This window comes from Ruegeria pomeroyi DSS-3 (genome assembly GCF_000011965.2).
In the GTDB taxonomy this organism is placed as follows: Bacteria; Pseudomonadota; Alphaproteobacteria; order Rhodobacterales; family Rhodobacteraceae; genus Ruegeria_B; species Ruegeria_B pomeroyi.
Map to the genome: position 1 here is coordinate 307,628 of NC_006569.1, position 20,017 is coordinate 327,644.

A 20,017-nucleotide genomic window follows, 5' to 3' on the forward strand; every position below is an offset into this window, starting at 1 on the left:
GACAGACCTCTCAGGTTTTGAATAAGCGGCAACTGTGGCCCCGGTCAGGCGGGGCCACAGGAATTATCCGCCGATCAGGGCGCGTGGCTGGCCAGCAGCGCGCGGATGCTGTCGGCAAGTTCGCCACCGCAGGCCGCATTCACGGTTTCGTCCCATTTGGGTTTGACGCTGGCGATCAGGCTGGCGCGCTGGTCGTCCGAGATGGATACGGCCGCCCCGCCGCCTTGCATGACGGCATTGCCGACCTGCTGGTCGACCCAGGCCTCGTAGCGCGGTTGCAGCCAGGCTTCGGTCTCGGCCGCCGCAGCGGTGAGTGCCGCCTGTTCATCCGCGCTCAGCGCGTCGAACTTGGCCTTGTTCATCATGTACTGGATGTTGCCATAGAACAGGTTGGCGTTGACCATATAGGGCATCACGGTCCACAGCTTCCACGAGGAATAGGTGGCCACGCCCATGTTGATGCCGTCGACCACGCCGCGCTCGGCGGATTGGAACACCTCCTTGGGGGCCACAAAGACCGGCTCGCCGCCCCAGGTCTCGATCATCATGCTGACCAGCGGCCCGATCGAGCGCACCAGTTTGCCGTCCAGATTGCCGATATCGGCTACCGGCTCTTCGAACCACCATTCCTGATCGTAGGAGTAGTTCGAGTTGAACAGCGGCACCAGACCGGCATTGGCGGCCTCGTCCCGGATCAGCGCGGCATAGGCGGCGTCCAGCCCGGTCTGATCCTCCAGGCTCACCTCGGCAGGATAGAGCGAGGTAACCGCATAACAGGGCAGCCGGTTGTCGGCGTTGATCCAGCTGATATCGGACACGCCGCCCTGGACGGAATCGACGCCCTCGGACCAGCCATGCAGCGTGGCCGAGGGGAACACCTCGACCTTGACCGAGCCGCCGGTCTTTTCGGCGACCAGATCGGCGAAATGGGTAAAGCCCGCATAACGGATATCGGCTTCGTTCACATAGGTGCTCAGACGCAGCGTGGTTTCGGCCGAGGCCGTGCCCGCCGCCAGACCACAGGCCAGAGCCAGCGCGCTTGCCGTTGCGGTTTTCAGGTTCAGATACATTCAGGGTCTCCCGGTTGGATGGGCGGGGATGGTTCGGTTCTTGGCGCCGTCTGCCCCGCATATGTGCTCCGCGCCCCCTTGGGGTGACAGTCGGATGCTGGGAAAAGGCTAGCCACCAGAGGGTAGACAAGGCCAACTCAAATACATCATTAAACTATGCGAATGTTGCATAAATAAGCGAAATCAGATAATTATGATGAAAACAGGGGCGCGATGATGGATATCAACTGGCTGCGCGATTTCACTTGCCTGGCCCGGACGCTGAATTTCACCCGCGCCTCGGAAGAGCGCAACATCACCCAATCCGCCTTCAGCCGCCGCATCAAGTCGCTGGAAAACTGGCTGGGCATCCCGCTGATCAAGCGGTCGACCTACCCGGTGCAGCTGACCGAGGCAGGGCAGCAGTTCCTGCCGGTGGCGCAGGAAACCATCGCCAGCCTGACCGATATCCGCCAGGTGCTGCGCGCGCAGGAACAGGGGGTGACCGCGTTCCAGCGCTTTGCGGTGCTGCACACAATCTCGGTCAATTACCTGACCCGGCGCATCGCCGAGTTCGAGGACCTGATCCCCAACCTGCGGGTGCGGGTCTACTCCGACAACCTGCGCACCTGCTGTCAGCTGCTGTCGGACGGCACCTGCGATTTCCTGCTCTATTACCGGCATCAGGATGTGCAGCCGGTGTTCGAGGAGAAACAGTTCGCGCGCAAGGATATCGGGGTCGAACTGATGTATCCGGTGGCAGAGACCGGCGCCGCGCGGGCCGGCGGCTGGGACCTGGACGGCGACGGGCGCCAGCCCATCCCCTATCTCAGCTACGATCCGAGCAGCTTCCTGGGCACCGTGGTCGACCAGACCATCGGCACCCGCACCCCGCCGCTGGCGATCCGCTACATGGATGCACTGACCGAGGCGATCAAGCGGCGGGTGCTCTCGGGCAGCGGCATGGCCTGGCTGCCCGAAAGCGTGATTGCCGAGGAACTGGCCGCCGGGCGCGTCACCATCATCGGCGGCCCGGACTGGCAGGCGCCACTGACCCTGTCGCTGTTCTGCTCGCGCGACCGGCTGGACGAGACCGGCCAGAAGGTATGGAACGCGCTCTGACCGGACGGTGCCTCACATCGGCGCTATTGCTTCTCGAACAGCGCCTTGAACTGGTCGCGCAGGATGTTCTTTTGCACCTTGCCCATGGTGTTGCGCGGCAACTCCTCCAGCACGATCAGCTTGCGGGGATGCTTGAACCGGGCCAACGCGGTTTCCACCGTGGCCATGATTGCCTGCGTATCGGGGGTCTGGCCGGGGCGGGGCACCAGCAGGCCCAAAGGGGTCTCTCCGAAATCGGGATGGGGCACCCCGATCACCGCGCTTTCCAGCACGCCGGGTTGATCGTCCAGCAGCAGTTCCAGCTCTTTGGGATAGATGTTGAACCCGCCCGAAATGATCAGGTCCTTGCCGCGCCCGACGATGGTGACATAGCCCTGTTCATCGACAAATCCCAGGTCGCCGGTGATGAAGAACCCGTCGGCGCGCAGCTCGGCCGCCGTCTTCTCGGGCATCTGCCAATAGCCCTTGAACACATTGGGGCCGCGCACCTCGATCACGCCGATCTCGCCCTGGGGCAGGGTTTCACCGGTTTCGGGGTCGGTCACCTTCAGCTCGACCCCCGGCAGCGGCAGGCCGACCGTGCCGGCACGGCGCGCGCCCTCATAGGGGTTCGAGGTGTTCATGTTGGTCTCGGTCATCCCATAGCGTTCCAGGATGCGGTGACCGGTGCGCTCCTCGAACTCGACATGGGTTTCGGCCAGCAAGGGGGCCGATCCCGACACGAAGAGCCGCATGTGCTGCGCCAGTTCGCGGGTGAACCGGGCATCGCCCAACAGCCGGGTGTAGAAGGTCGGCACCCCCATCATGCTGGTCGCGCGCGGCATCTGCGCGATGATCTGGTCGAGGTCGAACCTCGGCAGAAAGATCATGCTGCCGCCGGTGATCAGCGCGATATTGGTGGCCACGAACAGGCCGTGGGTGTGAAAGATCGGCAGCGCGTGCAGCAGCACATCATCAGCGGTGAAACGCCATTCGCGCGCCAGCGTCTCGGCATTGGACAGCAGGTTGTCCTGCGTCAGCATCGCGCCCTTGGAACGGCCCGTGGTGCCCGAGGTATAGAGAAAGGCCGCCAGGTCACCGCCGCCCCGCGCAACGGTGTCGAACCGGTCGGGCATCGTGGCGGCGCGCTCGGTCAGGCTGCCCGATCCGTCGGCGTTCAGGGTCTCGATCCGGGCCCCCAGACCCTCGGCGATCGGGGCCAGCATGTCGCGGTTGCGCCCGTCGCAGACGATCAGCGCGGCACCGCTGTTGTCGATGAAGTAGCTCAGCTCGTCGGCGGTATAGGCGGTGTTGAGCGGCAGAAAGATCAGCCCGGCCTGGGCGCAGGCGGCATAAAGGGCCAGCGCCTCGGGCGATTTCTCGACCTGCGCGGCGACCCGGTCGCCCGGCTTCAGCCCCAGATTTGTGGCGACATGGGCCAGCCGGGCCGCCTGCCCCAGAAACGCCGCATGGCTGATCACCCGCCCGTCGGGAAGATACAGAAAGGGTGTGTCCTGCCCTGCATGGGCGCCGAAGAGACGGTCATAGAGGGGGTTTGCCATGGTGTCCCTTTCCTGCGTAGCGATCCGGATCGCAGCAGTTCTGGGCCATCACGCCACGATGGTAAAGAGGGTTTGCCGCCACACGGCCGCGATCACTCGTCAGTGGTCCTGCAGGATCATCTCGGCCCCGCGCGCGGCCAGCATCATGACCGGCGCATTGGTATTGCCCGAGGTCACGTTGGGAAAGGACGAGGCGTCGATCACCCGCAGACCCGCAACCCCATGCACCCGCAGCCGCGCATCCAGCACCGAATCCCGCGCCGAGCTGCCCATCCGGCAGGTGCAGCTGGCGTGATAGACCGACCCGGCGCGCTGCCGGAAATCGGCCAGAAGATCGCCATCCGACATCGCCGCGATATCCGGTCCCTCGCGGGTGACTGCCCGTATCGCAGGGGTTCTGGCCAGACGTTGCGCAATCCGTCCCGCGGCGATCGCCATGGCGCAATCCTCGTTGGTCGAGAGAGAATTCGGGCGGATATCGGGTGGCGTCCGGGGGTCAGCCGAGCGGATCGTCACGGCACCCCGGCTGCTCGGGCGGCAGGGCTGCGCGCAGATCAGGAAACCCGCCATCGGGGCCACGTCCGGCTTGCCGTCGGGGCGGACCGAGTAGGACATCGGATTGCAATAGACCTGCATGTCGGCACGGCCGCCGATGGTCGAGGGCACGAACCCGCCGATCTGGTTGATGGGCACGCTGAGCGGGCCGCCCCGGGTCAGCAGGTACCGCAGCCCGGCCGCCAACTTGCCCGGCCAGTTGCCCAGCCGGTTGTTCAGCGTCGGTTGGGTGGCGGTGAACTGGTACGAGATACCCAGATGATCCTGCAGGCCCTGACCCACCTGCGGCAGGTCCCGCGCAACCGCGATCCCATGGCGCTGCAACAGGGCGGCGGGGCCAAGGCCCGAAAGCTGCAACAGCTGCGGCGAGTTCACCGCGCCGGCGCTGACGATGACCTCGCGCGTCGCGCTGGCCCGCACCAGCTGCCCGCGCGCGCGGTATTCGACGCCCGTCGCGGCGCCGTCGTGCAGGGTGACACGCTCGACCAGGGCGTTGCTGACCAGAAACAGGTTCGGCCGCTTCAGGGCCGGGCGCAGGAATGCGTCGGCCGCCGACCAGCGGCGCCCGTTGCGCACCGTGCCTTGCAGGCGGGCGATACCAGTGCGCTCCGGCCCGTTCAGATCGTCCAGAAGGGGCCAGCCCGCCTGTGCCGCCGCGCTCAGGAAATGCTCTGAAAACGGGTGCATCCGGTCACCGACATCGCTGACATGCACCGGCCCGCTGCCGCTCAGCTGGCGGCGCCCGTCCGTGCCGGGCCGGTCGCGGGTTTCAATCCGGGCATAGGTGTCGCGCGCCGCCTGCCAGTTCCAGCCGGTCGCACCCGCCGTTTCCCAATCGTCGAAATCATGCGGCAGGCCCTGCACATAGGCCATCGCGTTGATCGAAGAGGACCCCCCCAGCACCCGCCCGCGCGGCCAGAAGGCGGCCCGCCCGGCAAGCCCCGGATCGCTCTGGGCGGTATAGCACCAGTTGACCGAGGGGTCGTCATAGGTCTTGCCATAGCCCAGCGGCACCTTGACCCAGAAGCGTCGATCACTGCCACCGGCCTCGATCAGCAGCACGGTATGGCGCCCGCTCGCGCTGAGCCGCTCGGCCAGCACGCATCCGGCCGACCCGGCGCCGACAATGATGAAATCGAACCTGTCCATCCCGCTGCCCCATCCCTGCGGCCGCCAAAACCAAGGCCAGCTTGAACAGAGGTTGATTTTTAAATCAAACAACGGATATTTCTGCATTGGCCCTAAAATTTTTACAGCTGGATCACCGATGAAGCTTCCCAATCCGACCTGGTTGCGCAGTTTCGAGGCCGCCGCCCGTCTTGGCAGTTTCTCGGCCGCCGCCGATGAGCTGGGGCTGACGCCCGCCGCCGTCAGCCAGCAGATGCGGCTGTTGGAAAAGCAGCTGAAAACCACCCTGTTCGAACGCCTGCCGCGCGGCGTTGCGCTGACCGACATGGGCAAGGCCTATGCCCAGCCGGTGCGCAAGGGGCTTGACGATATCCAGGTCGCCACCGCGGGCCTGTTCGGCACCACCCGACGTCGGCAGATCAAGGTTCGCGCCTCGATCTCATGCGCGGCGCTGGTGATCGCACCGCGTTTGCACGGGTTTCTGGCCAGCCATCCCGACATCGACGTCGACCTGTCGACCTTTGTCTGGGCGAACCGGTTTCAGGACGGGATCAGCGATATCGACATCCGCTTCGGCTTTGGCGACTGGACCGATGGGCGGCTGACCCATCTGGGGCATGAATTCGCGATCCCGGTCTGTTCGCCGGACTATCTGACGGGCTTCGGCGCGGCGCCGAGACTGGACCACCTTGCCGCCCTGCATATCTTTACCATTCACGGCTCGGAATCCGACTGGCCCCGGCTGTTTGCCCAGATGGGGCTGGCGCCGCCGGTCGCCGCCCGGGTGACACGGTTCGATTCCTCGCTGATGGCCTTGCAGGCGATCAGCGCCGGTTCGGGTCTGGCCATCGTGCTCGAGAGCTTTGCCCAACCCTTCCTCGAGCGGGGGGCGGCGGTCGCACCGGTGCCCGACCGTCTGGCCATTCGCCCGGCGCATTTCCTGGTCGAACGCGACGGCGGCGAGCGACGCGACGAGGTCCGCGCCTTTGCCGACTGGATCTGCACGCTGTTTCAGGGGCCGCGCCCCTAGCGCCTCCTCATCGGCCCGTCGGCGCCGGTCCCGGTTTCAGGCGCCTCAGCGCCCTTTCCAGACCGGGTCGCGTTTTTCGGCAAAGGCGCGGGCGCCTTCCAGCTGATCGTCGGAGGAATAGAGCACATCCACCGTGCGCAGCTGCCGTTTGGTGATCTTGTTCATCGTGTCCTGAAACTTGGCATCCTCGGCCTCGCGCACGATCTCCTTGATCGCGGCATAGACCAGCGGCGGACCGCTCGCCAGCAGGCGGGCCAGATCCCAGGCGCGCTCCATCAGCTGCGTGCCGGGCACGATCTCGTTCACCAGCCCCCAGCGATGCGCCTCGTCCGCGTCAAACCAGCGCCCGGTCAGCAAAAGCTCCATCGCGATGTGATAGGGGATGCGCTTGGGCAGTTTCACGCTGGCCGCATCGGCCACTGTGCCCGAGCGAATCTCGGGCAGCGCAAAGGTCGCGTGATCGGCGGCGATGATCATGTCCGCCGACAGCGCAAGTTCCAGCCCGCCGCCGCAGGCGATGCCGTTCACCGCCGCGATCACCGGCTTGTTCATGTCGCGCAGCTCCTGCAAGCCGCCAAAGCCGCCGACGCCATAATCGCCATCGACCGCATCGCCATCGGCCGCCGCTTTCAGATCCCAGCCGGGGCAAAAGAACTTCTCGCCGCCCCCGGTCAGGATCGCCACCCGCAAATCGGTGTCGTCGCGAAATTCGCGGAACACCTCGCCCATGATCCGGCTGGTGACCAGGTCGATCGCATTGGCCTTGGGCCTGTCCAGGGTGACCTCGAAAATGGCGCCGTCGCGGCGGGTTCTGACTGGGCTGTCGCTCATCACATCTTGTCCATTCTTGCAAAAGGGTCGTTCTCGGGGTCGCGATTGGCGACATATTCGGCCCAGTGGGCCGCCTTCTCCGCCGCCTCGGGACCCAACAGGCGCGCCAGCGCATCCAGGCTCATGTCGATGCCCGCCGACACGCCCGACGCGGTCAGAAACCGGCCATCGGCCACCCAGCGCGCCGAAGCGCGCCAATCGACCTTGTCCGACTGGGACGCAACCCAGTCAAAGGCCAGCTTGTTGGTGGTGGCCGCCCGCCCATCCAGCAGCCCGGCCCGCGCCAGCAGCGCCGATCCGGTGCAGACACTGGTGACCAGCTCGGCCCGCGCCGAGGCCGCCACATGCCAATCCAGCAGGACCGGATTGTCCACCTCGCGCCGGGTACCCCTCCCGCCGGGCACCAGCAGCAGGTCGTAATCCGCACCATCGGCGAACACCCGGTCCGGCATCACCGCCGGCCCGCCCGAGGCGCGCACTGGCGCGGCGTGCTCGGCCACCGCCACGATCTCGATCTCGTCGGGGAACATGGCGAACATTTCCAGCGGCCCGAAATAGTCGAGCATCTCGAAGCCTTCGAACAGAACCGCGGCCAGTTTGCGCATCTTTCACTCCAGCCGGATCAGGGCATCCACCGCCACCGCACGGTCCGGCGCGACGAGAAGCGGGTTGATCTCAACCTCGCCGAGTGTTCCCGCATGGGCAAGCACATAGTCCTGCACCGCCTCGACCGCGCGCAGGATCGCATCCATATCCGCGCCGGGCTTGCCGCGATAACCCGCCAACAGCGGCGCGATGCGCAGGCGTTGCAGCGCGGCGGCGATATCGGCGCGCGCGGCGGGCACCAGCAAGGACACCGTATCGCGCATCAACTCGGTCAGCACCCCGCCCGCCCCCAGCGTCAGCACGAAGCCATGCGCCGGGTCGCGGATCACGCCGATCAGCAGCTCGGCCACCGCGTCGCTCACCATTTCCTCGATCAGCACCTCGGGCGTGCCGATCTCGGCTGCCACGCGCGCCACATCCGCCGCCGGCACGCCCAGCCGCACCGCGCCATGCTCGGATTTATGCGCCAGCCCGACGCCTTTGACCGCAAAGGGCCCGCACATCCCCTCGACCGCCTGCGCAGCCTCATCGGCGCGCGCCGTCCGGTTGCGCGGCACCTCCAGCCCATGCGCCGCCAGCGCCGCCTTGGCCGCGCCCTCGTCCAGCAGTTGCGTTGCGTCCTCCTGCCCCGGCAGGCACACGGGCACCGGGTCGGGCGCGTGCAGGCTGGCGGCGGCCTCGGCGGCCGCCAGCGCCTCGCGCAGGCCCATCAGCGGCACCACGCCACCGGCCATCAACTCGGCCGCCACATCCGCCGGCATCAGCTCTGGCAGGGTCGCCACCACGGCAAAGGGCGCCCCGGTCTCGGCCCGCACCTTCAACGCCGCCTGCGTCGCGCAGGTCCAGTCGGCCGGGTCGGTCACCGGATAGTCGACAATCGAAAAGGTCAGCGCGATCCCGTCGCCCGTCATGCCGGACCAGGCCGCCGCCATCGCCTGCGCATCGCGCCAGATATAGGTGTGGTAATCCAGCGGATTGCTCAGCGCCACCATCGGCCCCAGGGCGGCGCGCAGGGCCTGCCGCTGCCGCGCCGTCAGCGCCGGAAATCGCAAGGCCGAGCCAACGGACATGTCCGCGATCAGGCTCGCCTCGCCGCCCGAACAGCTGATCGAGGCGATATCGACCCCCGTCAAGGGACCGTTGCAATGCAACAGCTTCAGCGTCTCCAGCAAGTCGGGCAGCGCCCGCAGCGGGGCAATCCCCAACCGGTCCAGCAGCGCCTGCGCGCCCGCATCGCTGCCCGCCAAGGACGCGGTATGCGACACCGTCGCCTGCTGCGCCTGTTCCGAGGCCCCGACCTTGAGCGCCACCAGCGGCACGCCCCGGGCATGCGCCTTGGCCGCCAGCGCCTCCCAGTCGCGCAGATCGCCGAACCCTTCGATATGCAGGCCGATGGCCGTCACCCGCGGATCGTCCAGCAGCGCCATGGCGATCCGCGCCTGACCGGTCTGCGCCATGTTCCCGCAAGTCACCACATAGGCGATGGGCAGGCCGCGCTGCTGCATGGTCAGGTTGATCGCGATGTTCGAGCTTTGCGTCAGGATCGCCACACCGCGTTCAACCCGGCTGCACCCATGCTGATCGGGCCAAAGGAGCGCCCCGTCCAGCGCATTGACGAAGCCATAGCAATTGGGGCCCAGGATCGGCATCTCACCCGCCGCCGCCACCAGCGCGGCCTGCAGATCGCCCCCCGTTTCATCCTCGGCCAGTGCCTCGGAGAAACCGCTCGCGAAACAGACCGCCCCGCCCGCCCCCATGGCCGAGAGTAGCGCCACCGCCTCGATGGTGGCATGCCGGTTGATGCCGATAAAGGCCGCATCGGGCGCGCCGGGCAGATCCTCCAGCCGGGCAAAGGCCGGGTATCCCTCGACCTCCACGGCCTTGGGATGCACCGGCCAGATGGCGCCGCCGTAACCCATGCGCCGGCATTGCACGATCACCTGACGACACCAGGCACCACCCCCGATCACAGCGATCGAGCGCGGCTGGAACATGCGCGACAAGCCCTTGCTCATGACAGGCCCCCTGCCCTTTCACTTTGCCGAAAATACTCCCGCCATAGGCGTCGCGCTTCGGCGCGAACCCGACCGCGCGCCATCACGCCCCCAAGGGACGCAGCAGGTCGCGGCTGATGATATGGCGCTGGATCTCGCTGGTGCCGTCCCAGATCCGCTCGACCCGCGCATCGCGCCAAAACCGCTCGATCGGGAAATCGTCCATCAGCCCCATGCCGCCGAAAATCTGCAGCGTGGTGTCGGTCACCCGCGCCAGCATCTCGCTGGCATAGACCTTGGCGCTGGCGATCTCGCGATTGGCCGGCAGACCCTGATCCAGACGCCAGGCGGCGGCCAGGGTCAGCCAGTCGGCGGCGTCGATCTCGGTGATCATGTCGGCGATCTGAAAGCTGACGCCCTGGAACTTGCCGATGGCCTGCCCGAACTGCTCCCGCTCTGCCGCATAGTTTAGCGCATAGTCGAAAACCCGCCGCGCGCGGCCCACGCTCATGGTGGCAACGGTGATCCGGGTGGCATAGAGCCACTCGTTCATCACCGCGAACCCGCCATCGACCTCGCCCAGAACCTGCGCATCCGGCAGGCGGCAATCGTCGAATTCCAGCACCATGTTCTTGTAGCCCCGGTGGCTGACCGACCGGTATCCATCTCGGATGGTGAAACCGGGCGTGCCCCGGTCGACAAGAAACGCCGTGATGCGTTTCTTTGGGCCTTTCGGCGTCATGTCCTCACCCGTCGCGATAAAGACGATGATGAAATCGGCATGATCGGCGCCCGAGATGAAATGCTTGGTCCCGTTCACCACCCAGTCGCCGCCATCGCGCACGGCAGAACATTTCATCCCCCGCACATCCGACCCGGCACCGGGCTCGGTCATCGCCAGCGCATCCATCCGCTCGCCGCGCACGGCGGGCAGCAGGTAGCGTTCCTTCTGCTCACCCTCGCAGGCCATCAGAATGTTCTGCGGCCGTCCGAAGAAGTGATTGAGCGCCATCGACCCGCGCCCAAGTTCGCGTTCAACGAGCGCGAATTCCAGATGCGACAGCCCCGCGCCACCCACCTCTTCGGGGAAATTGCAGGCATAAAAGCCCAGCTCGATCGTCTTGCGCTTGATCTCGTCGGCGATCTCCTTGGGAACCTCGCCGGTGCGCTCCACCTCGGTCTCGTGGGGATAGATCTCCTTCTCCACAAAGCTGCGGACGGTAGAGACGATCATCTCCTGCTCTTCGCTCAATCCGAAATGCATGGCACGGGCTCCTGCTGAGGTTTCAGACAGGAAATCCCGGCTTGCGCCCCCATATCATGCAGAGTTAGTCATTCATCATGCAGGATCGGACAAATACTTCGGCACAGACGCAGGTTTACGATGTGCTGCTTTTTGACAATTTTTCGAACCACTGCCTGGCCAACACGGTGGAGCCGATGCGCGCGGCCAATATGTTGTCGCGCCGCCCGCTCTATGCCTGGCGTTTCCTGACCCCGGACGGGGCGCCGGTGCACAGCTCCTCGGGCCTGCAGGTGGCGCCGCATGACCGGCTTGCGGCGGGCCGGGGCGCGATGCTGCTGGTGATGCCCTCCTATGGGTTTCGCACTCTGGATGGCTGGCCCACCCTGCGCGCGCTGCGGGCGGCGGCGCAGCGCTATCCGGTGCTGGCCGGGCTCGATACCGGCAGCTGGCTGCTGGCGCGGGCGGGGCTGCTGGACGGGCACCGCGCCACCATCCACTGGGAGGAGCTGACCCGCTTTGCCGAGACCTTTCCCCAGGTCGAGACCCTGCGCGAACGCTTCGTTCTGGACGGGCCGCGCATCACCTGTTCCGGGGCGATGGCGGCCTTTGACCTGATCCTGCACCTGATCGGGCGCGACCATGGGCAATTGCTGGCGCTGGAGGTGGCGCAGCTGTTCATGACGCGGGATTCGGCGCGTTCCCATGACGCCCCGGCGGGTGGCGGGACCCGGCAGGTGAACCGGGCGGTGATGGTGATGCAGGACACGCTGGAACAGCCCCTGCCCATCGCAGAGATCGCCCGGCGCGCCGGCTGCACGCAAAAGACGCTGGAAACCCGGATGCGGGCGGCCTTCGATGCGACGCCGCAGACCGTCTATCGACGGCTGCGCCTGAACCTGGCGCGCAAGCTGGTGACCGAAACCGACTTGCCCGTATCCGAGATCGCGACCCGTTGCGGCTATGACAATGCCAGCGCCCTGACCCGCGCCTTTCGCGCCCGGTTCGGTCAACCCCCCAGAGGCCTGCGCGCAAACGGCTGAGGGGGGGCCGGAAAACGTCGCGTTTTCCGGGCCGTTTTCCGGATCGGAAAACGGCTCACACCGCAGCCGTCCAGACCCGGTATCGGCCTTGTCCGGTGACCTCGCGCACCAATCCACGGCGCGCGAACAGGTCGAGGTTGCGTTGCACCGCCGCGCGCGAGGCGCCGCTTTGTGCCTCGGCCAGCGGCGCGGTCACCATCGGCCAGGCGGTCAGAACCTCGATCAGCGCGGGCGGGGTCCGCCCGCTCAGATCGCTTGTCTTCTCGATTGCCCGCGCGCTCCAGGCCGCCACCCTGTCCAGATGCAGCAATGCCGCCGTCACCGCCTGCGCCGCCCCGCGCAGCCAGGCGGTCAGCTTCTGCTCTGCCGCGCCCGCACCGCGCAACGCGCCCGGCCCCGACAGCGCCAGCGGCAGGAACAGCGCCCCACCGCGCCCCATCGCGGCACCGTGGCGCGCCGCCATCACCGCCGCCTCGAGCCCGGCCGAAGGCCCCTGCCCCAGCATGATCCAGCAGTGAAACAGCATCGCCGCCCGCGTCGCCGGATGCAGCGCCGCCGCCGCCGCCATCACATCGCCCAGATCGGCCACCGTCTCGGGCACCGTGTCGCCCTCGGCACCGGAGCGGTCCAGAAACCCGGCCAGCCCCTCGGCCCAGCCGCCGGTATCGGGCGCCGGACCACCGCTCAGCCGGCGCACCGCCCAACCGGCCCGGGCCAGCGCCTGCACATCCTCGCTGGTGGCGCCCAGCCGGAGCCCGGTCCACAGCGCCAGCCGCTCGGCCCCGATGCGGTCTCCGGCCCACCAGCCCAGATCGGCCACCTCCAAAAGTGCCAGCCGCTGCACCCATTGGCGCGGCCCGGCCCGCAGCCGTTCGTCCAGCGCCCCGAAACCCAGCGCCAGATCGGCCAGATCAGCTGACAGCGCATCCTGCGCCGCGCGCCATTCGAGCGGATCGAACAACAAAGGCTGCGCCGCGCGCGGCGTGGGAAACAGCGGATCGACCTCGTCCTCGCCCGGCTCTTGCGCGGGCAGGAACCACAGGTCGTCCTCCTCGACCGGGTCGCTGTCATAGGGGCCAGCTATCCCCTCGGCCGCGTCATATGGGTCGGGCTTGCGTGTCATGCCCCGATCATAGCGCCGCAGCGCGCGCCCGCAAACCGCGGCTCACCCGCGCCGCGCCTTCTGCTCGGCCACGTTCTGCGCCACCATCGCCTTGTAAAGTGCGCGCAACCGCCGGGTCACCGGCCCGGCGCCACCGCCCGCCCCGATCACCCGCCCATCGATCTCGGCCACCGGGGTCTGGGCGCCAAAGGTGCCGGTCAGAAACGCCTCGTCCGCGCCATAGGCCTCGTAAAGCGAGAAGTTCTTTTCGAACACCGGGATCCCAGCCTCGCGACACAGCGTGATCACATTGGCCCGCGTCACCCCATTCATGCAGTAATCCCCGGTCGAGGTCCAAACCTCGCCCCGCCGCACGATGAAGAAGTTGCAGGCATTGGTGGTGTTCACGAACCCATGCGGGTCCAGCATCAGCGCCTCGTCGGCGCCCGCCTGTTCGGCCTGCAAACAGGCGATCACGCAGTTCAGCTTGGAATGGCTGTTGAACTTGGGGTCCTGGCTGTGCGGCAACCCGCGCACCTGTGGCACCGAGGCGAGCCGGATGCCCGTTCCCTGCACCCGCTCGGAGGGCACCGAATGTTCGACAATCGCCACGATGGTCGGCCCCCATTTCGACAGGCCCGGATGCTGGAACGGTTTCGCCTTGCGCCCGCGCGTGATCATCAGCCGGCAATGGGCATCGCCGGTCATGCCATTGGCCGCCGCCGTACGGTCCAGAATGGCGCGGATCTCTTCGGGTGTCTTGCCGATCTCCAGCGCCACCGCCTTGCACGAGTTGAAGAGACGATCCATATGCGCGTCGAAAAACGCCCATTCGCCGTCATAAAGCCGCATCCCCTCCCACATGCCGTCACCCAGCATGAAGCCGCTGTCATAGACCGAGACCTTGGCCTCGTCGCGATGCACCAGATCGCCATCCACATAGATCAGGATATCGCGGTTGCGCGCGTCGGCCTCGGCGTCATGGGTGGTGCGCGGCGCGGTCTCTGGTTGGGGGGTCGTCATCTGATGGTCCTGACTGCTGTATTCGACCCAGACCCTAGGCGGCGCGCGCATGGTTGGAAAGCGTCAGTTGCACGGTGGTCGCTCATTCCTACCGATCGCGGCACCAGCAAAGTCAGGATGGGTCGAACGCAAACTCGGTGGGGCAAAGCGGGCTTGCGCTGCTGACGTGCCAAAGGCCGGCTCGGCCCTTTTTTCTGCCGTTTCCGGCCCATATCCCTTTCTATCGCGTTGCGCGAGCGACACCTATCGGGATAGGTAGCGCCTAAGTACAACCTATCTGCGGTACACCCATGAAGATGCGCGACACATTTCTGAAGCCGATGCACCCCGAGGGGCGCAAATTTGTCGGCATCTTTGCGGCAATCACCGTCATCCTGTTCCTGATCTGGTCCGTCCTGGGCTGGATCGGAGTCGGCCTGACGGTCTGGTGCTACTACTTCTTTCGCGACCCCGAGCGCGTCACACCCGCGCGTGAAGGGCTGATCGTCAGCCCGGCAGACGGAATCGTTTCGATGATTGAAAAATCGGTTCCCCCCGCCGAGCTGGGCATGCCCGACCAGGCGTTGACGCGGATCAGCGTGTTCATGAGCGTGTTCAATTGCCATGTGAACCGCGCCCCGATCGCCGGTCGCATCGCGGCGATTGCCTATCGTCCGGGGAAATTTTTCAACGCCTCGCTGGACAAGGCCAGCGCCGATAACGAGCGCAACAGCCTGTGTATCGAAATGGCTGATGGCCGCCAGATTGCCGTGGTGCAGATCGCCGGGCTTGTCGCGCGCAGGATCGTCTGCTTCTCGTCCACCGGCGACACCTTGCGCACGGGCGAACGGTTTGGCCTGATCCGGTTTGGGTCGCGCCTGGACGTGTACCTGCCCGAAGGGGTCGAGCCGATGGTCGATCTTGGCCAGACCATGATCGCAGGAGAGACCGTTCTTGCTGATCTTCAGTGACACAACCCGCTTGAACAGCCCGGGCGCATTCAACGATGACTGATCCGTTGGATAATGAAGAGCAATCAAAAGTTCGCCTGATCCATCTTCTGCCCAATCTGCTCACCATTGCTGCGATCTGCGCGGGGCTTACCGCGATCCGGTTCGGCTATGAGGGCAATTTTGAGATGGCTGTTCGCCTCGTTCTCGTGGCCTGTGTTCTGGATGGTCTGGATGGGCGGGTTGCCCGTTTCCTGAACCACTCGACCGCAGTGGGGGCAGAGCTCGACTCGCTGGCCGATTTTGTGAACTTCGGGGTTGCCCCCGTCCTGATCCTGCACAGCTGGGCCCTTCAGGATTTTTCGGGCATCGGTTGGATCGCCGTTCTGTTCTATTCGATCTGCTGCGTCCTGCGGTTGGCCCGGTTCAATGTCAGCGGCCGCTTGGACCCCAAAAGCGCGCCTTCGGATTTCTTTGTTGGCGTGCCCGCCCCCGCCGGGGCGCTGCTGGTCCTGCTGCCGCTGGTTGTCTCATTTGCAGTCTCGGACATGCCCGTCGCCCCGCCCGCCATTGTCGCGTTGCACATTTGCGTGATCGGAATTCTGATGATCAGCCGAATGCCGACATATTCTTTTAAGAACATGGCCATAGATCGTTCCAACGCGAAATTCTTCCTGCTGGGTGCGACAATTTTGAGCGCCGCGCTGTTAACCTATCTATGGATCACTCTGACATTCATCATCCTGGCTTATGCCGGTTGCCTTGTCTGGGTGTACCGCTCCTCCCGGAAGCTGAAGAAAACCAAAGGATAGATTCTTGGAACTTAATGCTGTCAAATCCTCGTATGCCCGCTGGGCGCCGATCTATGACAAAACGTTTGGGGCGATCACTAATGTCGGGCGCCATGCCGCAGTGGATTACATCAACGCACATGACGCCACAGAGCTTCTCGAAGTTGGCGTTGGAACCGGCCTCTCCCTGCCGAACTATCGCCCGGGGCTGAAGGTAACGGGGATAGATTTCAGCGAAGAGATGCTGGCCAAGGCCAGGGCCAAGGTTGAAAGCCTGGGGCTGGGCCATGTGCAAAGTCTCAGACAGATGGATGCCCGCGATCTCGACTTTGCGGACGCGTCATTTGATGTCGTCGCGGCGATGCACATCATTTCAGTTGTCCCCGAGCCCGAGCGCGTCATGGCCGAGATGGCACGCGTATGCAAACCGGGCGGGCTGATCGTGATCACCAATCATTTCGCCAGAGATTCGGGCATGCTCGCCAGGGTCGAACGTTTCGCTGCACCATTTGCCAACCTGCTTGGCTGGCACCCGGATTTTGAAATCAGCTCGGTTCTCAAGCAACCCGATCTTACGGTGATCGAACGAAAGTCGCTGCCCCCAATGGGTATGATGACATTCCTCGTGCTGCAGAAATGCGAATAGCGGATCGGCGGATCGATCCCTGAACATCGGACAATCAGCTAGAGTAAGGACTCATAGCCAGAAGATGACCAGGCCGCCATATGCCCGAGATGCGGACACAGCCCGTTTGGCTACGCTTGCGCCATGGGCTGCTTGGCTGAACGAACGGCTCCTCATTTGCCAAGCCCGCCAGGGATCGAATGCGATGAGGCTCTGCTGGCCACACTGTTAACTGCGCGAATAGGCCCCGATTTTCGAAGTACCCAGCCGGTTGTTCACCAGCGCCTCGGCAAAGGTGACACCTGCCGCAACACCATCGATCACCGGTAGTCCGAATTCTGCGCTGAGCTGTGCCATAAGGTCCGCCATCCCGGCACAGCCCAGAACGATTGCTTCTGTATTGTCTTGCGCGATGGACGCGCTGATTTCGGATCTGATTTTGGAGAGCGTCGCCGGATCGCCCTCTTCCAGTTTCAGAACGGGAATATCTGTTGCACGCACACGCGCACATTTCTGGGCCAGCCCATAGCGCATGAGGTTGTTTTCCAGCCCTGGCACCGAACGGGACAAGGTCGTGATAACGCTGAACTTGTTCGCGATCATGCTGGCTGCATGATAGGCCGCTTCGCCGATCCCCAACACCGGTACAGACACCAGCGTTCGCACCGCATCCAGCCCCGTGTCATCAAAACACGCGATGACAATTGCGTCGACGTCCTTGTGCCGCGCGACCTCCTCCAGCAGGCCGGGCACACAGGTTGCGACGTCCAGAAAACCCTGAATGCTGGCCGGGCCGGCTTGTGAGGTTGCTGCCACGATCTCTGTGTCGGGGCGCGCAACGGCGCGCGCCGCCCGTGCAATCTTGTTGGTCATTGATGCGGTGGTGTTGGGGTTGACGACCAGAATTTTCATGTCAGATCACACCTCACCGCCAAGATACGCAGCCTTGATCCGGTCATCGTGCAACAGCTCTTTGGAGTTGCCCTCGATCACAACGTTCCCCGTCGCCATGGCGTAGGCACGGTGTGAAATGCTGAGTGCCATGCGTGAGTTCTGCTCGACCAGCAGCACCGACACACCTTCATCGCGGTTGATGGCGACGATGGACCGGGCAATGTCCTGCACCAGCTTGGGCGCGATCCCGAGGCTGGGTTCATCCAGCAACAAAAGCTTGGGTTTGGCCATCAATGCGCGGCCGATCACCATCATTTGTTGCTCACCACCCGACAAGGTGCCTGCCGCCTGGGTATAGCGTTCCTTGAGACGGGGAAAGCGGGTCAGGATATTGTCGAGCGTTTTCTGAATGTCGGCCTTATCGCTCCGGGTGAAGGCCCCCATCAACAGGTTGTCCTTGACGGACATGAACGGAAATACGCGGCGGCCCTCGGGCACCATGGCGATGCCGCGCTTGACGATTGCCGACGGATCGGTGCCGTCCACGCGCGCTTGTTCGAATGTCACAGAGCCGCTTTTCGGCTTGGCCAGGCCGGTAATGGCGCGCAGGATAGATGACTTGCCCGCGCCATTGGCCCCGATCAACGCGACGGTTTCGCCCTTGTTCACATGCAGAGACACACCTTTGAGCGCGTAAACATGGTCGTAGTAGAGTTCGACGTCTTTGAAATCCAACATGGCCGTCATGGTTTACATCCCGATCTCATCGTCGACGCTGCCCAGATAGGCCTCGATGACTTTTTCGTTGTTCTGGATTTCAGCCGGCGTGCCTTCGGCGATCTTTTCGCCAAAGTTCAACACGACGATCCGATCCGAAATTGTCATGACGGCCGGCATGTCATGCTCGACCAACATGACCGTCACACCACGGTCGTCCCGGACAGCGCGCACGAGATTGACCATGTTCATCGTCTCATCATGGTTCATCCCGGCGAAAGGCTCATCGAGCAGAAGCACCCTGGGATCCGTTGCAAGGCCGATCGCGATGCCAAGGGCCCGCAGGTTTCCCTGAGGAAGATTGCTGGCCAATTCATTTGCGATTTCCGACATGCCGAGGAATTCCAGCAATTCGTCGGCGTATTTGCCGAAGGCTGACACGTCGTCTTTTGCGGCCTTTGACCCCAGGAAATACCCGGCCAAAGAGGCCTTTGCCCGCAGGTGCTGCGCGACAACGACGCTTTCGCGGACCGTCATGCTTTTGAAGATCGTTGTCTCCTGAAAGGTCCGCACGACACCCTTTCTGGCAACGATATGGGGCCTGAGGTTCGAAATACGCTCTCCGCGATACAGCACCTCGCCGGATGTCGTGGATGTGAATGATGAGATCATCTTGAACAGCGTGGATTTGCCCGCACCGTTCGGACCGATAACCGACAAGATCTCGTTTTCGGCAACATCAAAACTGACGTCGTTGTTCGCGGTGAGACCACCGTATTTCTTGGTGACGTTCCTGACCTGGAGAAGAGGGCTCATTTCTTGTCCCCTTTGTCAAAGCGGACGCTCAGCAATCCGTTGGGAAGAAAGCGGATCACGGCGATCAGGATCATCGAATAGACGAGCATCTGATACTTGCCGATCTCGAACAAAAGGTCCCATCCGAAGTAGAGAACCAGCGTGCCAAGCATGGGGCCAAAGACATAGCCAAGGCCGCCCAGAAAGCAGTTCAGCATGAAGTTGACGGAATCAGCGACAACAAAGGTGGAGGGATAGACCGACTGCGCGATCGCCCCGAACATCGCCCCGCCAATGCCACCAAAGAAACTGGAAATCGCGAAAATCACGATGCGGATGTAGGCGATGTTCACACCGATGGAACTTGCCAGTTCCTCGTTCTGCTGCATCGACCGGCACAGGTGCCCGAGACGCGAATTGACCAGCCGGTATAGCGCTGCATAGGTCGCGACCATCAGAATGCAGGCGGTCAGGTAAAAGGCCAGCTTGGTGTTTTCCATCGCGCCGAAATCCGGGATCAGCGGGATGCCAAGGATCGACAGACCGGAAGGCAGGGGGATGTTCGATATGCCCTTCGCGCCGTTGGTGATGGGCAGCGCCAAGGCTGTCAGTGTCACCACCTGGGTCAGAACCAGCGTGATCATCGCGAAATAGACTCCGCGCAGGCGCAAGATCGGCAGCCCGACCAGGATCGCCACGATGGCTGCAAACAAGCCGGCAGCAGGCAGTGTTATCCAGAAGGACCATCCCGCCTTGACCACCAGAATGGCGGAGACATACGCGCCGATCAGCGCAAACGCGCCTTGGCCGATGTTGATCCGGCCGATGTAGAATGTCAGCCACACTCCCGCACTTGCGATTGCCAGCAGGGCGACCGAGGTCAGGGTGAAGTAGAAGTCCCAGCGTCCCGTTGCCCCGATGACGAGCGGAACGCCGATGAAGATCGCGAACAGGAATATTCCGGTGCCGATCAGTTGCTTTGAAGAAAATCCGAGCATC

The 20,017-nt window shown here is 64.3% G+C and carries 19 protein-coding genes; 6 read left to right on the top strand and 13 right to left on the bottom strand.

The features are described from left to right. Positions 1 to 74 precede the first annotated feature (74 nt). On the bottom strand, positions 75 to 1,070 hold the full coding sequence (gene dctP / locus SPO_RS21240) for a TRAP transporter substrate-binding protein DctP (protein WP_011242059.1): 996 nt from the start codon (positions 1,068 to 1,070) through the stop codon (positions 75 to 77). 216 nt (positions 1,071 to 1,286) lie between these two features. Between dctP and SPO_RS21245 the strand changes: the two genes are divergently transcribed. Further along, the gene (locus SPO_RS21245) at positions 1,287 to 2,171 is read left to right on the top strand and encodes a LysR family transcriptional regulator (RefSeq protein ID WP_011242060.1); all 885 of its coding nucleotides are present in this window, start codon (positions 1,287 to 1,289) and stop codon (positions 2,169 to 2,171) included. Positions 2,172 to 2,194: 23 nt separating this feature from the next. Here SPO_RS21245 and SPO_RS21250 read toward each other — a convergent pair whose 3' ends face one another. Then, positions 2,195 to 3,712, bottom strand: coding sequence for a malonate--CoA ligase (locus tag SPO_RS21250; protein ID WP_011242061.1), 1,518 nt, complete (start codon positions 3,710 to 3,712; stop codon positions 2,195 to 2,197). Between the two features lie 99 nt (positions 3,713 to 3,811). Beyond that, positions 3,812 to 5,416, bottom strand: coding sequence for a GMC family oxidoreductase (locus SPO_RS21255; protein ID WP_011242062.1), 1,605 nt, complete (start codon positions 5,414 to 5,416; stop codon positions 3,812 to 3,814). A 118-nt stretch (positions 5,417 to 5,534) separates the two neighbouring features. On the opposite strand from SPO_RS21255, the gene SPO_RS21260 reads away from it, so the two are divergent. Then, the gene (locus tag SPO_RS21260) at positions 5,535 to 6,425 is read left to right on the top strand and encodes a LysR substrate-binding domain-containing protein (RefSeq protein ID WP_011242063.1); all 891 of its coding nucleotides are present in this window, start codon (positions 5,535 to 5,537) and stop codon (positions 6,423 to 6,425) included. Between the two features lie 45 nt (positions 6,426 to 6,470). On the opposite strand, the gene SPO_RS21265 is transcribed toward SPO_RS21260, so the two are convergent. The 4 genes from SPO_RS21265 to SPO_RS21280 all read right to left on the bottom strand — a co-directional run bounded on the left by SPO_RS21265 (position 6,471) and on the right by SPO_RS21280 (position 11,120). Next, positions 6,471 to 7,256: a carnitinyl-CoA dehydratase gene (locus tag SPO_RS21265; RefSeq protein WP_011242064.1), complete on the bottom strand. Its 786-nt coding sequence runs from the start codon at positions 7,254 to 7,256 to the stop codon at positions 6,471 to 6,473. Next, positions 7,256 to 7,861 (bottom strand): DJ-1/PfpI family protein, encoded by a 606-nt coding sequence (locus SPO_RS21270; RefSeq protein WP_011242065.1) that lies wholly within the window; start codon positions 7,859 to 7,861, stop codon positions 7,256 to 7,258. Before SPO_RS21270 ends, SPO_RS21265 begins: the two co-directional genes overlap by 1 nt. A 3-nt stretch (positions 7,862 to 7,864) precedes the next feature. Next, entirely contained in the window at positions 7,865 to 9,877 is a 2,013-nt protein-coding gene (locus SPO_RS21275; protein ID WP_011242066.1) for an acetate--CoA ligase family protein, read from the bottom strand. An 82-nt stretch (positions 9,878 to 9,959) separates the two neighbouring features. Then, entirely contained in the window at positions 9,960 to 11,120 is a 1,161-nt protein-coding gene (locus SPO_RS21280) for an acyl-CoA dehydrogenase family protein (protein WP_011242067.1), read from the bottom strand. A gap of 77 nt (positions 11,121 to 11,197) precedes the next feature. Here SPO_RS21280 and SPO_RS21285 point away from each other — a divergent pair, with 77 nt between their 5' ends. Further along, complete coding sequence (locus SPO_RS21285) at positions 11,198 to 12,142, top strand: GlxA family transcriptional regulator (protein ID WP_044029543.1); 945 nt, start codon at positions 11,198 to 11,200, stop codon at positions 12,140 to 12,142. A 55-nt stretch (positions 12,143 to 12,197) separates the two neighbouring features. Here the strand turns inward: SPO_RS21285 and SPO_RS21290 are convergent, their stop codons facing one another. Both SPO_RS21290 and SPO_RS21295 read right to left on the bottom strand, forming a co-directional pair. Beyond that, the gene (locus tag SPO_RS21290; protein ID WP_011242069.1) at positions 12,198 to 13,265 is read right to left on the bottom strand and encodes a helix-turn-helix domain-containing protein; all 1,068 of its coding nucleotides are present in this window, start codon (positions 13,263 to 13,265) and stop codon (positions 12,198 to 12,200) included. A gap of 42 nt (positions 13,266 to 13,307) precedes the next feature. Then, positions 13,308 to 14,267 carry an aminotransferase class IV gene (locus tag SPO_RS21295; RefSeq protein WP_011242070.1) on the bottom strand — a complete coding sequence of 320 codons (960 nt, stop codon included), beginning with the start codon at positions 14,265 to 14,267 and terminating at the stop codon, positions 13,308 to 13,310. Between the two features lie 290 nt (positions 14,268 to 14,557). On the opposite strand from SPO_RS21295, the gene SPO_RS21300 reads away from it, so the two are divergent. Genes SPO_RS21300 through SPO_RS21310 form a run of 3 tightly spaced genes read left to right on the top strand, consistent with a single transcriptional unit; the run spans position 14,558 to position 16,633 of the window. After that, entirely contained in the window at positions 14,558 to 15,217 is a 660-nt protein-coding gene (locus SPO_RS21300; protein WP_011242071.1) for a phosphatidylserine decarboxylase, read from the top strand. A 35-nt stretch (positions 15,218 to 15,252) separates the two neighbouring features. Continuing rightward, positions 15,253 to 16,008: a CDP-diacylglycerol--serine O-phosphatidyltransferase gene (gene pssA, locus SPO_RS21305; RefSeq protein WP_011242072.1), complete on the top strand. Its 756-nt coding sequence runs from the start codon at positions 15,253 to 15,255 to the stop codon at positions 16,006 to 16,008. Positions 16,009 to 16,012: 4 nt separating this feature from the next. Then, positions 16,013 to 16,633 (top strand): class I SAM-dependent methyltransferase, encoded by a 621-nt coding sequence (locus tag SPO_RS21310; RefSeq protein ID WP_011242073.1) that lies wholly within the window; start codon positions 16,013 to 16,015, stop codon positions 16,631 to 16,633. 207 nt (positions 16,634 to 16,840) lie between these two features. Here the strand turns inward: SPO_RS21310 and SPO_RS21315 are convergent, their stop codons facing one another. Genes SPO_RS21315 through SPO_RS21330 form a run of 4 tightly spaced genes read right to left on the bottom strand, consistent with a single transcriptional unit; the run spans position 16,841 to position 20,016 of the window. After that, a complete protein-coding gene (locus SPO_RS21315) occupies positions 16,841 to 17,524 on the bottom strand; it encodes an aspartate/glutamate racemase family protein (protein WP_011242074.1) in 684 nt (227 codons plus the stop codon). Positions 17,525 to 17,530: 6 nt separating this feature from the next. Beyond that, positions 17,531 to 18,253, bottom strand: coding sequence for an ABC transporter ATP-binding protein (locus tag SPO_RS21320; protein WP_011242075.1), 723 nt, complete (start codon positions 18,251 to 18,253; stop codon positions 17,531 to 17,533). 3 nt (positions 18,254 to 18,256) lie between these two features. After that, positions 18,257 to 19,039: an ABC transporter ATP-binding protein gene (locus SPO_RS21325; protein ID WP_011242076.1), complete on the bottom strand. Its 783-nt coding sequence runs from the start codon at positions 19,037 to 19,039 to the stop codon at positions 18,257 to 18,259. Continuing rightward, a complete protein-coding gene (locus SPO_RS21330; RefSeq protein WP_011242077.1) occupies positions 19,036 to 20,016 on the bottom strand; it encodes a branched-chain amino acid ABC transporter permease in 981 nt (326 codons plus the stop codon). The genes SPO_RS21325 and SPO_RS21330 overlap by 4 nt, the downstream gene beginning before the upstream one ends. Position 20,017: the final 1 nt, after the last annotated feature.